Origin of the sequence: Jejuia pallidilutea, assembly GCF_002973595.1 — a bacterium.
Lineage (GTDB): Bacteria > Bacteroidota > Bacteroidia > Flavobacteriales > Flavobacteriaceae > Jejuia > Jejuia pallidilutea.
The window spans coordinates 20,413-34,187 of sequence record NZ_PVEO01000004.1; the positions used below are offsets into that span (position 1 = coordinate 20,413).

The 13,775-nt window shown below is 34.1% G+C and carries 11 protein-coding genes; 10 read left to right on the forward strand and 1 reads right to left on the reverse strand.

The genetic code is table 11. From position 1 onward, the window contains the following. Position 1 precedes the first annotated feature (1 nt). The 8 genes from CLV33_RS07920 (at position 2) to CLV33_RS07955 (ending at position 9,908) form a co-directional block, all read left to right on the forward strand. Positions 2–1,294: an HlyD family secretion protein gene (locus CLV33_RS07920; protein WP_105473447.1), complete on the forward strand. Its 1,293-nt coding sequence runs from the start codon at positions 2–4 to the stop codon at positions 1,292–1,294. 300 nt (positions 1,295–1,594) lie between these two features. Next, positions 1,595–2,332 carry an RteC domain-containing protein gene (locus tag CLV33_RS07925; RefSeq protein ID WP_170063994.1) on the forward strand — a complete coding sequence of 246 codons (738 nt, stop codon included), beginning with the start codon at positions 1,595–1,597 and terminating at the stop codon, positions 2,330–2,332. Between the two features lie 299 nt (positions 2,333–2,631). Then, complete coding sequence (locus tag CLV33_RS07930) at positions 2,632–2,910, forward strand: helix-turn-helix domain-containing protein (RefSeq protein WP_105473449.1); 279 nt, start codon at positions 2,632–2,634, stop codon at positions 2,908–2,910. Between the two features lie 9 nt (positions 2,911–2,919). Further along, complete coding sequence (locus tag CLV33_RS07935; RefSeq protein ID WP_105473450.1) at positions 2,920–3,483, forward strand: hypothetical protein; 564 nt, start codon at positions 2,920–2,922, stop codon at positions 3,481–3,483. After that, entirely contained in the window at positions 3,480–4,142 is a 663-nt protein-coding gene (locus CLV33_RS07940; protein WP_105473451.1) for an FtsE family protein, read from the forward strand. The genes CLV33_RS07935 and CLV33_RS07940 overlap by 4 nt, the downstream gene beginning before the upstream one ends. Before the next feature lie 144 nt (positions 4,143–4,286). Beyond that, a complete protein-coding gene (locus tag CLV33_RS07945) occupies positions 4,287–6,401 on the forward strand; it encodes an ATP-dependent nuclease (RefSeq protein WP_105473452.1) in 2,115 nt (704 codons plus the stop codon). Beyond that, complete coding sequence (locus CLV33_RS07950; protein WP_105473453.1) at positions 6,398–8,173, forward strand: UvrD-helicase domain-containing protein; 1,776 nt, start codon at positions 6,398–6,400, stop codon at positions 8,171–8,173. Before CLV33_RS07945 ends, CLV33_RS07950 begins: the two co-directional genes overlap by 4 nt. A 34-nt stretch (positions 8,174–8,207) precedes the next feature. Then, positions 8,208–9,908 (forward strand): NERD domain-containing protein, encoded by a 1,701-nt coding sequence (locus CLV33_RS07955; protein WP_105473454.1) that lies wholly within the window; start codon positions 8,208–8,210, stop codon positions 9,906–9,908. A gap of 72 nt (positions 9,909–9,980) precedes the next feature. Here CLV33_RS07955 and CLV33_RS07960 read toward each other — a convergent pair whose 3' ends face one another. Beyond that, positions 9,981–10,583, reverse strand: coding sequence for an N-acetylmuramoyl-L-alanine amidase family protein (locus CLV33_RS07960; RefSeq protein WP_244906405.1), 603 nt, complete (start codon positions 10,581–10,583; stop codon positions 9,981–9,983). A 229-nt stretch (positions 10,584–10,812) separates the two neighbouring features. On the opposite strand from CLV33_RS07960, the gene CLV33_RS07965 reads away from it, so the two are divergent. Both CLV33_RS07965 and CLV33_RS07975 read left to right on the forward strand, forming a co-directional pair. Further along, positions 10,813–11,100 (forward strand): hypothetical protein, encoded by a 288-nt coding sequence (locus CLV33_RS07965; RefSeq protein ID WP_105473455.1) that lies wholly within the window; start codon positions 10,813–10,815, stop codon positions 11,098–11,100. Between the two features lie 270 nt (positions 11,101–11,370). Then, positions 11,371–13,773 (forward strand): TraG family conjugative transposon ATPase, encoded by a 2,403-nt coding sequence (locus CLV33_RS07975; RefSeq protein WP_105473457.1) that lies wholly within the window; start codon positions 11,371–11,373, stop codon positions 13,771–13,773. Positions 13,774–13,775: the final 2 nt, after the last annotated feature.

The following is a 13,775-nucleotide window of genomic DNA, read 5'->3' on the forward strand; positions in this document are numbered from 1 at the left end:
CATGGAAAGGTCTGAAAAGGAAATAACCATACGAAGTGAGGAAGTCCAAGACATCCTAAATAAGGTACCATCAAAACTCATACGTTGGGGCAGTATTATTTTTCTTGGACTTATTGTGTTGATGATTTGTCTTTTATGGCTGGTAAAATATCCCGATGTTATAACAGCAGAAGCTTATCTGACCACTGATCCGCCTCCCCAAAAAATCTATGCTAGGGTAGATGCCAAAATCGATACGATTCTGTTATTTGATAAAGATTATGTTAGTAAAAATACGGTTATTGCTATTCTGGAAAATTCATCTGATAATAAAGATGTACTTTTTTTGAAGTCAATATTGGATACAATTACCTTGACCCCAGGGCAAGTGTTTTTTCCATTTAAGGAATTACCATTACTGTTTTTAGGAGAGGTTGAACTTCAGTTCTCAGAATTTGAAAATGCTTATTTTGAATATAGCATGAATCGAGACTTAAAACCTTTTGATGGTAAAATAAGAGCCAATAACACCTCTTTGGCAGAGTTGAAAAACCGTCTCAAAAACTTGATAAGCCAAAAGGAAATCAGTCGCAGAGAACTTGGTATTATAAAAAAAGATTTAGACCGTTATAAAGCTTTATTGAAAAAGGGTATTGTTTCACAACAGATGTATGAGAACAAGCAGGTCGTTTTTTACACAGCTTCCAGAGAATACGAGAACGCTATTTTTTTGATTTCCCAGATAAAAGAATCAATAGGCAATTCCCGAAGAGATTCCCAAAACATAGATTTTACCAAATATCGGGATGAGAACCAACTGTTAAAAAAAGTACTTCACTCATATAAAGAATTGAAAAGGACAATAAGTGATTGGGAGTTAAAGTATGTTCTGAAATCAAGGGATAGTGGTATTTTATCATTTGTAGAATATTTGGATAAAAATTACAACGTTTCCAAAGGAGACTTGTTGTTTACCGTATCACCAAGTCACACACCTTTTTATATTGCAAAAGTTAAAACTCCAAAGGTAAATGCGGGAAAATTAAAGATAGGGCAACACGTAAATCTAGAGCTTAATGATTATCCAGATTATGAATTTGGAGTCTTAAAAGGAAGCGTGTCCAACATATCAAATGTATCCGATGAAAATGGCGCCTATATAGTTGATGTTAAAATTACTAAGGATTTAAAAACAACTTTCGGTAATACAATTGCCTTTAAGCAGGAAATGAAAGGAACAGCAGATATCATAACTGAGGATCTGCGATTATTGGAACGTTTGTTCTACCAATTCAAAGACCTATATTCCAAATAAATGTCTCATTTTATTTCTTAGTGATAGCCCTTCAAAAAATTATTGCATTTAAACATATCGTAATTTATAAATACTTAGATAATATTTATAAATCAAGGTTTATTACATTTTCAAAAGTATGGTTTACTATCGATATTTAGAAAAGCATTTAAACAGCAGCAATTAGTATTAATATACCTTGTGGCTATTCTGCTTTCTATGTAAATACTCATTAAAGCTAGACCAATGGACTTCCCCTCCCGTCTTTACATATTTCAAAATGCATTGAAACAGATTCAAAAATCAGATTTGAATATTTTCATGAAGTGCAACGAGGCTATAGTATTAAGTCGAAAGTTGCTTTCGGAATTCAGAAAAGAAATTAGTACAAACGGTTTTAAATCCATTACTGAGGAAATCACTTTTTTTAAGAACTATAAACAAATACCTTTTAGTTATCTCATTTACTATTCCAAAATATATGCTTTTGAAAGTGAATTTTCTAAAGTGCCAAAAGTACAAAGGCAATCTTCCATAGATAAATTTAGAAATAAGGCTTATCAATTTTTAATGCGCCATATAGATTTTGTGAATTATATTGAACAGGGACAAACACATTTGGATATACCATATTTTACGCGAGGTCAGTCAGTTCAAATTATGATGATGCATACGGATGATAATTTCTACGACTTAGATTTCAATACTTCACACGACCATTTATTGGCAAAAGTTTTAGCCAGCAAAAGATTTATTGACTACTTAGAAAATCGTTTGCATGTATATCCAACGCTTTGCCAGAAATCTACGCTACAATGGACTTCCAGCAAGGTGGCACTGACCGAATTGATTTATGCTCTATATCATAGTAATACTATCAATTATGGGAATACCGACATCAAGGAGATTGCAGATGTAATGCAAAAATTGTTCAATTGTGAATTGGGAGATTTCTACAAAGTGTATTCAGAAATAAGAAATCGTAAAAAAAGCAAGACTAAGTTTTTAGATGAACTTTCTATGCAACTAATCCATGCGATGGACAAAATCGATTCTTAAGATTGTAGTAATTGTAATATTAAAAAAAACCGTATCAGGTTGACCTCCTGTCTTTTGTTTTTATAACGCTATATCATTTTATTTAGTGTATTTTTAATCTATCACCTTGTTAGACAGCCACCAAATTACACTAAAATAGTGTAAAACGGAAAATGTTAAAATTTCACCGTAGTCGGGTCAACTGGTGAATAAAACTAATTAAAACGCTTCAACTTTGTCAAACGAAAGTCAAATCAAAGCAAAGTCGCTGTCAAATTAATTAACGTATAGCGGCTTTGTTTATAAAATGAAGTAAACAAATGGCAGCAACAATTATTACCACAGATGATCTTCGAGAGTTTAAAATGGAACTACTCGAAGAAATCAAAGAATTGCTTAGTAACAATTCTGGACATCCTAACAAGAGATGGTTGAAATCTCCAGAGGTGAGGAAACTTCTGGGAATCTCTCCAGGAACTTTACAAAACCTTCGCATTAATGGCATATTGCCTTACACAAAAGTTGGCGGTGTGCTATACTATGATTATCAAGACATCATACAGGTGCTTGAAAAGAACAGGATTCACAATAAATTCTAAGGCCTCATTTTGGAAGATGTCAATTATATCAAACACCTGAATGCCGTGTTTTTGCAGTTCTCTTTGGATAGCCGGCTCAATCCCACACACATAAGTCTTTATGTGGCCTTGTTCCAGTTCTGGAACTCAAATTATTTTAAGGATGAATTTTACATCAATAGGGAAGAAGTGATGTCGTTTTCCAAGATTGGATCCAAGAGCACCTACCACCGCTGTATCAAGGAACTGAGCCATTGGAGCTATATTTTGTACACGCCATCCCATAACCCGTTCAAAGGGAGCAAAATCAAGATGTTCAATTTTGGTACAAGCTCTGGACAAGTGCTGTACTCAAGCCGCACCAATATCGGGACAAGCAGTGGACAAGCACTGGTACCTATAAACAAACATATACAAACTACAGAAAACAATAAAAACATAAACAAACGCGAAAATTTAAAAAATTTAAGTTCTGAAAAAACTGAAACACATAACAAACAAAATCCAGAAACTTCCACCGAGCAAGGTCGAGGTGTCCCATATCGGGACAACCTAAAGACAAGCACCGATAAGAATTACAATGAGCCATTATGACGAAGATAACGCCACATATCATCATTGAGGGCAGTGTGAAATATGAACTAGGAAAGATTCAGGGAAACCAAATTATGTATGATTTTGATAAAATGCTAATTTACCTCAATGCAAAAGGAAAACTCTTGTTTGGCCAGAAATTTAAACTTTATGACGATGATCGGGACATCCTTTTCAAGCTCTGTAATTATTTTATAAAGGATGAAGCCAATTGTAGAAAATTGGATATAGACATCTATAAGGGCATCTTGCTAACTGGGCCCGTGGGATGTGGTAAAACTACCTTGATGAAATTACTTAGGCATATCGTTCCACATCAAAGACCCTACAAAATGATCCCTACCAGAAATATTGTTTTTGGTTTTAACCACATTGGCTATAAAGTGATTGAAGATTATGGCAACGACCAGTTTTTTTGTTTTGATGATTTAGGTGTGGAGCCCTTGGGAAGGCACTATGGAAAGGATTGTAATGTGATGGGGGAGGTATTGCTCTCCCGCCATGATTTGTTCCTGAATAGTAAGGAAAAAACACATGCTACAACCAACCTAAATGCACAAGAACTTGAGGAAAGGTATGGAAATCGAGTTCGGAGCAGAATGCGGGAACTGTTTAATTTGGTGGCTTTTGCGAAGGGGAGTGTGGATAAGAGAGTTTAATCTGGTATTAGTTGTAATAATTTTTGGAAATCCGTAAGAAATTGTATTAAAATATTAATATATTTATAAACGATTACCGTAGAATGAAGTTTGACCGAGCTAATGGGAAATCATTGGCTTTTTTATTGTTTCAAAATAATTATTATGCATATAAGCTCACTATCCATAAGGAATTTCCGAAATTTCTGTAGGTCAAAATTCATCTTCAAAAAAGGCATAAATACTATTTTAGGCGAAAACGGTTCTGGTAAAACAAATCTTTTTTTTGCATTACGAGTTCTAATTGACGACAAACTTCCAAGATATATTAGATTTAATGAGTCTGATTTTAATAGAGGTTTAGGTAAATGGGCTGGCCATTGGATGATTCTGTCGGTCACTTTTGAAGATTTAGATGCAAGTGAAGAAGCCCAAGTACTGGCAGTACAATCTTCTGGAGATATGGATGGAAACAAAAAAACCGGAAGTTATTCGGTCTATTTTAGACCCAAATATCAGTTCAGAAAAGAGCTTTACGATTACTCACAAACAACAGGTAAAACTGTGGAAGGACTTCAACTTTATCTTGATAAGCTTACAATCGATGATTATGAAACATCTTACCTGTGTAGAGGTACTGGAGATTTCAGCGATGATAATACTTATAAAAAATATATTGGGGATTTTGATAATGTTGAATTTCCTAACCCCGATGATAAGGAAGAACTAATTTTCGGAACATTTCTGCCAAGAGAAATTAGTGTACATAATGAAGTTTCTTGTACGTTTATCAAAGCTCTACGTGACGTCGAAAGCGACTTACGTTCCTATTCCACTAATCCTTTAATAAACTTACTAAGAGGAAAAGAAAAAACTGTTGAAGTTTCTAAACAAACCGATATAATTGAAAGCATCGATAAACTCAACGACCAGATTAGTTCTCTTAAAGAAGTGAAAGAGGTCAAAGACGGAATTGATAAAAGTATTAAGGAGGCTGTGGGTACAACTTATGGGCCAAATATAGATGTAAAATCCGAGCTTCCGAATGATATGGAAAAGCTATTGCAATCGCTCAAATTATGGGTTGGAGACCCAGATGAAGAGGGCTATATGGGCAAAATCTGGGAGCTTAGTCTAGGTGGTGCAAATATGATTTACCTATCACTTAAGTTATTGGAATATGAGAAAATAAGGACAGATAGAATTGCAAATTTTCTTCTTATAGAAGAACCAGAAGCACATATTCACACACATATCCAAAAAACACTATTTGATAACGTACAAACAAATAGAACCCAAGTTATCATTTCAACCCACTCTACTCATATTTCATCCGTTAGCCGTATAAGTTCAGTAAATATCTTAAGTCGAACAAATAAACAAACATTGGTATATCAACCAGCAAACAATCTCGATGATGAATATATAACAAGAGCCGAAAGGTATTTGGATGCCATAAGAAGTAACTTGCTTTTTGCAAAAGGTGTTGTCTTGGTTGAAGGGGATGCAGAACAAATCCTCATTCCTCAAATGTTCAAAAAGGTCTTTGGAATTTCGCTCGATGAAATTGGGGTCAGTCTTGTAAACATTGGAAGCACAGGTTTTAAAAATGTTGCAAGGCTTTTTCATGGAGATAGAATTCAAAAAAACTGTGCGATATTAACCGATTTAGATGCCAGTATAGTTGATTTACCTGCAAATGCAGATGATGATTCTACTTATGAAAAGCATTGCAGAGCTTCGGAAGTTAGTGGTGCTGAAAGAAAGATAAAACTTGATAAATTTTGCAACAAAAACAGCTTTTTATCCCCTTTTTACTCTAGCTATACTTTTGAGGTAGATGTACTCATGAACGGTAATAGTCATGAATTCATTGAATCACTTGATGAAATTTTTAAACAACAAGCAGCTATTGAAACTTCAAAGAAAAAATTAGAGGACAAATCAGTTTCAATAGCCGGTGTAGAAGTTTTGCGATTGGCAGATAAAAAAGGTAAAGGTTGGCTTGCTTTGGTTGTTGCAGATAATTTAGTTTACAACACATATATTCCTGAGTACATTTTGAAAGCTGTTGCTTTTGCATCTTCCCATCTAAATAATGCATCTAAAGTTAAAACTGCTAAATACAGGTTACGAAAAATTAGCCGCAGTAAAAATGATAGTTATTTTGAAGTAGCATCAAAAGTCAGCTTTAAGGGGAAAGAAGACCAACAGGTTATCGATGAGTATATTGCCAGTTTTCCTAATGACCAATTTGCCAAATTCTTGTCGTATTTATGATTTTAGATACTCTAAGCGACCAACAGAAAGATGCCGTTATTAAAGTCGGTAATGTACTTCTTACTGCTTGCCCAGGAAGTGGAAAAACTCGGGTAATCATCCATAAACTTGCTCATGCTTTAGAAAACGTTGATGAAGACAGTAAACAAAGAGTAGTGGCACTTACCTTTACCGTAAGAGCTTCTGAAGAAATATATCGCAGATTAAATGCGATGGGTATAAACAGTAAACGTGTTTGGTCTGGCACTTTGCATTCGTTTTGTCTTGAATGGATTATTAAACCTTATTCCTGTTATTTGCCTGAACTTGAAAATGGATTTTTAATTGCAGACGAAACTTATGCTTCGGGTATTATAAGTGAACTAAAGGAAAAACATAAACTGAAACCCATTGATCCGATTAATTTCAGATTTAATAGGGACGGAACATTTGCTGAAGCAAAAACTATTCAGAAAAGGATACTTAAAGAATATCACGAAAGACTGCAATCAGAAAAGTTAATTGATTTTGAACTTCTACTTTATTACTCATACAAACTTTTAACCAAGCATCCGAAAATAAAAAAAACGCTATCAAACATTTTCAGCCTTATATGTGTTGACGAATACCAAGATACACAGGATTTGCTTTATGCAATTATTTCCTCCATTATTATAACAGGGGAGGGTAGCTCAAATCTTTTTCTAGTTGGAGATACTGACCAAGCAATTTATGCTTCTTTAGGAGGTGTAGCCAAAAGTCTGGAGGAAATACAAAATGAATTGAACACTTTACCCATTGAACAACTTACGCTTTCAGGGAATTACAGGTCAACACAAAGAATTATTGATTTTTATTCAATATTCCAGACAAATCCAATTAAAATCGAAGCAATTGGCAAAAATAAAGACGATGATAGCATAATAACCTACAACAATACAATTGAAAAAGGATATTTGGTTGATGAAATCGCACGACTTATAGAGTATAGTTTAGATAACGGAATTCCAGAAGGCGAAATTTGCGTATTGGTGCCACAATGGTGGTTAATTACTACAATAACGAAACGGTTAAGGGCTAAATTGCCAGATGTGAATTTTGATGCTTCCGGTCTAGCACCAATGTCGAAAAACCGAAATAACATTTGGTATAAATTATCTAGATTGTTCTTGACACAGCCAAAGCCAAGAATATACTCGTTACGATACAAATGGTGTACTGATGTAATTGAAAATTTCAAAGAACACACGAATACAGAATTCAATGAAAAGTATCAAACTGAAAGAAACGTCTTAAAACTAATTAATTCAATATCATCCGATGAGACTGAAGGCATCGATTATTTAAATGACTGTTTTGACCAATTTTTGGATGCTGTTGGTATTGACCAAACCATTTACGAGCAACTTCTTATAAACAGAAAGACTTTCTTTGATGTTATAAAGAGCCGCCTTGAAGACCCAGATTTTCAAGTTCCAAGTGATATAATGTCTTTTATGAGTTTTTATAGAGAAATGTCAGGTGTTGTCATCAATACTTGCGTAGGTGTTAAAGGAGAAGAATTTGAAACGGTTATTGCCTATGGTTTGTTAAATGGATTTGTACCACATTGGAATGACATTTTCAATGCAGACCCTGTTGCCGCTTCAAAAAAATTACTTTACGTGATTTGTTCAAGGGCAAAGACCAATTTACACTTGATTTCAGAAACGGGAAGAAAAACCAAAAGAGGAAACCCGTTAGAGATTACCCCAGAATTGCAAAATCTTGATTTTGAATTTGATGAGATTTAAATGTTACAATCCGTTTGTAAGGATTTAAAATAAAATGAAGAAAATAAATTTAGAGCAAAAATCATTAGAAATTCAAAATATAATTTCTAGGTACACAAAGGAAAGCTTTGTTTGCTTTTTTGCTGATTTCATAAGGCACCATCCGGAAAGAAGAAATACAGGGTTTTCAGAGAAATTCAAGTCAAAACTAAAAGACTCTTTATATTTAATAATGTTAAGGCTTTCAACACCATTGGAAGGTAAAGAAGAGCTTCGTTATTCAAAAGAAAGCGATTTAGTACTTCAGCAAGTTGCCGATATTCTGTTGGAGATAGTTAGTTTTTATTTATCAGAGAATTATGATGAATTTGATGAGATTACTGATAAAAGGCAAAGGCTACTTGTTCACGAATTAGCGTTTAAAAATTACTTCCAAAATGGAATATTGAATTACAGAGAGCAAGAGATAAATAAGGTCATTAGGATGTTTAAACCCTACCAAGATAAAACTCAGAAAAGATTGGGAATCGATTTAAAAACCTTGATTGATTTATGTACTCATTCTGAATTAATATATCGAGCAAAATCAATAAATTCAAAGTCATTTATCTTGGACAAAAAATTTGACAAATTGGCTCGGCAATCTGCAAATGGATTATTAGCTGAGAATGAGTTTGCTGATAAGCTTTTGGAACTTTCCGATGAAACCCAAGAAAGTTTTTTGAATTTTTTTGAGAATCCCCATCAATGTTTACTTTTTACCAAACAAGACTTTCTTCCTTCTATTGAAGAAAAGTATATTGATATTTTCTGTGATTTGTTTTCGATTGACATTAAGGATACCCACAGTAATTTGTTCTATTCCCAACAAAATCCTTTAGAAAATAAACCGATTATAAAAATTAGTAATAATAAGTATCTAAACATCTATCAAAAACAATTGCCTTCAGCTTTGTATGACTTACTCTATACCACTCTAACCCAGACCAAGAAAGAAAAAGAACAACTAAACTTTCGTAAAGGAAAAGTTGTTTTGGAAAACCACACTTTAGAATTATTCAAGAAGTTCTTCAAAAAATCAAAGAGGGTTAGTTTTTTCACTAACTATTACATAAACAATCATCCAGAAGAAAAAGACATCTTAATAATTGCAGATAAAAATGCCTATATCATTGAATGTAAAGCATCAAGATATAGAGAACCGAGAAGAGATACAGAACAAGCCTATCAAAGAATTAAATCAGACTTTGCCGACTGTATTCAAAAAGGGTATGACCAATGTTATCAGGTGGAACAAGAATTAATAAACAATGAAAAAGTTGTTATTGCTTTTAAAGGTAAATCGGAAGTAATTCTCAGAAATGATATTCACGAAATTTTTTCCATTGTAGTTACTTCAGAAAGATTTGCTTCCATACAAACGGATTTAGGCTTATTACTTAAAAAAGATAATGCTGACCCCTATCCTTGGTCAATTTATGTTGATGATTTAGAAACTTTTTTGAAAGCAATTTATAATAGATTTAGTAATCCTTCTAGAAAGATTTTTGAGTTTTTGGAACACAGGGAATTGCTACATAAAAGACTTATAACAAATGACGAATTGGATGTTTGTGCTATGTTTTTACAAAATCCAAAACATTTTAAAGAATTATGTGAAAGTGAATATGTTGTCTTTACCGACCCTACGTTGCAAAATTATTTTGACAAATTATATTTTGACAAAAAACTAAAGTTTAAAATTGAGGATTATTAATTTTAGTTATTGCCTTAAACACTACAATAATAATTTCTCTCAGAATCTTCACAATCTCAATAAATAATTCCTTCATAATCCAATATTTAAACAGTTAAACAATCCCATTAGAATGGCTAATGCAGTTGCTCTAATATTTTTTGGTTTTAAAAAATAATCCGCTTCATCTGTGTTCGTAACAAAGCCCATTTCAATGAGAATTGAAGGGCAAAACGGAATGTCATCACGTAATACTTGAAAATTTGCAAATTGAATACCTCTCTTTTTAAAGCCTAATTTAAGGCTACTTTCTTCCAGAACCGATAGTCCTACCGCAATCGATTCTTTTATACGTGTTTCGGATTCCTTTGCATTATGCACGTAAACTTCCATTCCTCTAGAGTCGCTTTGAGAGGCATTACAATGCAAGGATACAAACACATCAGCCTGAATACTTTTAGCCAATCGACTTCTATCTGATAAGGAAATTAAAGTGTCCTTATATCTGGTTAGATAAATATCAAACTCGTTATTCAAGATTGTTTTATTGAGCCTTAAAATCTCTTTGGCGACATTCAAAACAACGTCCTTTTCTTGGACGCCATTTATTCCAATTACACCTGAGTCTTTTCCACCATGTCCAGGGTCTATTACAATCACTTTTTGTTGCCCGAAAATAACACAGAATTGTAGCATCAAAATCATAAAACTGAGGTTTTTGAGCTCTAACCATTTCCAAAATTTTAGAGTTATCAACATAGCTCTTTCCAATTTTCATAAGATTTGATACCAGTTCTCATCAAATAAAAACAATTTTTATCAATATTTATTTTATTCACAATTTGCTGAATATCAGTTGTTTGAATTGCAATATATACTATTTTTAAAATATCAAAATTGAAGTAAAATCTAAATCACTTTGAGTATGAAAAAATTACATTATGTAACTATCCTAACATTGCTTATTTCAAGTACGACTTTCGCACAAATTGGAGGCATCGAAGATTCAGTAAACGATGTTTCCGATACTATCAGAACCATTTTTCCTATTATTCTGGGCGTTATATTCTTAATTGGCTTCCTATTTAATGCCGGACATTTCTTTGGCGAGAATGCCGATTTAAAAAAAGGCATTACCCGCGTATTGGTTTTTGTATTGATTGCGGGAGCAGTAGTAGGCATCTTTACTTATCTCATTAGCATCGTAGTCTAATGAAAAGGTTCGAAGTCTATAAAAACATACGCAAGCGAGCCGTGATAATGGGTCTGCCCATATCATTGTTCGCTTTAATGATGACGGTTGTTATAGGTTCATTGCTGTTCATCATCTTTTCCTTCAGCTTTACTGTTATCATTTCGGTATTTCTTCTGAACGGTGTATTGTATATCGCTTTGACCCACATAACCAAGAATCCTGCTTTGATGTATATCAAAAAAGTATTCCCACAAACAATCAGCAATAAAAAAGGAAGTCGTTTACACTATGAAAAAAATTAACCTATCGGCATATCATCCTATTCTGGACATTCAAGACCATATCGTTTTTGCCAATAACGGCAATGTGGTGTTGGGCTACCAAGTGGACAATCCCGAAATCTATTCCCTTGCGGAAAAAGATTTTGAGGACATTCACGGTTCGTGGTTTCAGGCATTTAAATCATTGCCTGTGGCCACGGTTATCAATAAACAAGACATTTATCAAAAATCGGCATATTTGGCCGAAGAACTGCCAAATAAAACTTTTCTGCAAAAGGCGACCCACGATTATTTTAAAGATCGGGAATTCATTAAGCATTCGTCTTACTTATTCTTCATACTTCCGTATAATAAAGCGTTGAACGCCTCAAAATTCACCAATCCGTTCCGGAAGGTCGAAAAGGGAATCCATAAACAAATAGACCATAATCTTCAGGAATTTATCGCTTCGGTAAACGATGCCGTTTCCTTTGTAAACAATAGCCGAAAGGTATCATTGATGCCAATGGCACCTTCTGATATTCTCACTCTTACGGACAAATACTTTAATGGGTTCAACAAGGGTTTTGATACTGATATTCAATTGAAAAAATCGAATATTGAAATTGGGGATTATCATTTTGATGTATTGGCTCTTAATAGTGAACTGTGTTTTGGCGATGTGGTTCAGAGCAGCAAGACCAATGATAAATTTACTTCGGACGATTTTGTGTTCCACCAAGGATTTATTGACGGATTGGGTCTGAATTTGAACGAAAACCACATTGTCAACCAAATCATTTATTTGGATGACAAGCACAAATGGCGAAAGCTGTTGGATAAGAAAATTGAGGAACTCAATAAGAGTTCTAATTTTGGAACACAGAACAAAGTCATTTTAAAGAAGATTGAGGATATTGTTGCAAAAATCAATACCGATGATAGTTCTAGAATAATTCGAGGACATCTGAACATTATATTTTGGGATAAGGATGAAGCACATTTAGAAAGGATTGCCTCAAAGATAAAGACCGAGTTTAAAGAACTGGATATTGTGCCTTATTATCCTAAAGGCGAAGAACGCAAACAGTATTTCTTAAACTCATATTGCTGCTTTACTTCCAACTTTTCAAATGAAGACTTATTTGTAACCGATTTAAAACACGCTCTTTGTCTATATATCAACAATACCAATTATCAGACAGATGCCACAGGTGTTATCTTTAATGACAGGCAACATAATATTCCGGTCTTGAAGGATGTTTGGGATGAAAAAAAGAAACGCATCAAGGCAAGAAACTTTGCCATTTTCGCACCTACGGGAGAGGGAAAATCCTTTTTAGCAAACAATATACTACGCCAATATTTTGAGCAAAATGTTAGACTGGTCATTATAGATTTGGGTGGCTCGTATGCCAAATTCGCCAAACTCTATCCCAATGACCATATCATCCTTCGCTATGAGCAGGGAAAAAACTTAGGTATCAATCCATTTTATATCTCTGATGTCAATGATTTGACACCAGAGCGGTTAGAGGATTTGGCAATCTTTATTTTGGAACTGTTAGCTTCAGGTAAGGCAACGACCAAAGCCGAAGAAGTTGCCGTAAAAAAAGTACTTCGCTACTACTATCTACAGAATAGTGATAGTACCCATTCGCTTGAAAATCTGTATCAGTTTGTGGATGCCAAAAAGGACACCCTTTTAAAAGAACTGCATATTCAAGACCAGCATTTCAGCATCTATGATTTTTTGCACATCCTTTCAGAATATGTGGATGATGGTTTGTACAGCTTTTTGTTCAACGTAAGTGAGGACCAGACCTATAAAATTGAAGATAAACGATTAATCGTTTTTGAACTTGATGAAGTCAAGGACAACAAGGAAATCCTTTCGGTAATGTTGAAGTTGATTAAGTCGGCCATTCAAAGGACCATTTGGCGAAACAAAGCTGAAAGGGGTATTATCTTATTTGATGAGTTTGCAAAACAGCTCAAATTTGGGAATGTACTGGAAAGTGTGGAATTCTACTATCAGGCCATTAGGAAACAAAATGGAGCTATTGGGATTATTCTGCAATCCATCAACCAATTGCCCGATAATTCCACATCAGCAAGTATTCTTGAAAACACACAGATTATTTACAGTTTGCGGAATGAAAAAGGTTATGCAGAATTGAAGAACAGGCTCAACCTTTCCAGTCACGATTTAAACCAGTTAAAATCCATTCGCAACAACCTAACCGGAATACGGAAATATACCGAAATGTTCATCAAGATCGGAAAGGAAAGCAACATTTTTCGATTGGAAGTACCACCAGAAGTATTCGCTGCTTACCTAACCGACGGACAAGAAAGTGACCGCATAATGCGGATTTATGAAGAAACAAAAAATATGGAAAAGGCTATAAAGCAATTTATTAACTCTTAAAA

Coding starts and splice junctions, on each gene's coding strand:
- CLV33_RS07920 (WP_105473447.1), top strand. CDS start 2: ATGGAAAGGTCTGAAAAGGAAATAACCATACGAAGTGAGGAAGTCCAA.
- CLV33_RS07925 (WP_170063994.1), top strand. CDS start 1,595: ATGAAGTGCAACGAGGCTATAGTATTAAGTCGAAAGTTGCTTTCGGAA.
- CLV33_RS07930 (WP_105473449.1), top strand. CDS start 2,632: ATGGCAGCAACAATTATTACCACAGATGATCTTCGAGAGTTTAAAATG.
- CLV33_RS07940 (WP_105473451.1), top strand. CDS start 3,480: ATGACGAAGATAACGCCACATATCATCATTGAGGGCAGTGTGAAATAT.
- CLV33_RS07945 (WP_105473452.1), top strand. CDS start 4,287: ATGCATATAAGCTCACTATCCATAAGGAATTTCCGAAATTTCTGTAGG.
- CLV33_RS07950 (WP_105473453.1), top strand. CDS start 6,398: ATGATTTTAGATACTCTAAGCGACCAACAGAAAGATGCCGTTATTAAA.
- CLV33_RS07955 (WP_105473454.1), top strand. CDS start 8,208: ATGAAGAAAATAAATTTAGAGCAAAAATCATTAGAAATTCAAAATATA.
- CLV33_RS07960 (WP_244906405.1), bottom strand. CDS start 10,583: ATGCTACAATTCTGTGTTATTTTCGGGCAACAAAAAGTGATTGTAATA.
- CLV33_RS07965 (WP_105473455.1), top strand. CDS start 10,813: ATGAAAAAATTACATTATGTAACTATCCTAACATTGCTTATTTCAAGT.
- CLV33_RS07975 (WP_105473457.1), top strand. CDS start 11,371: ATGAAAAAAATTAACCTATCGGCATATCATCCTATTCTGGACATTCAA.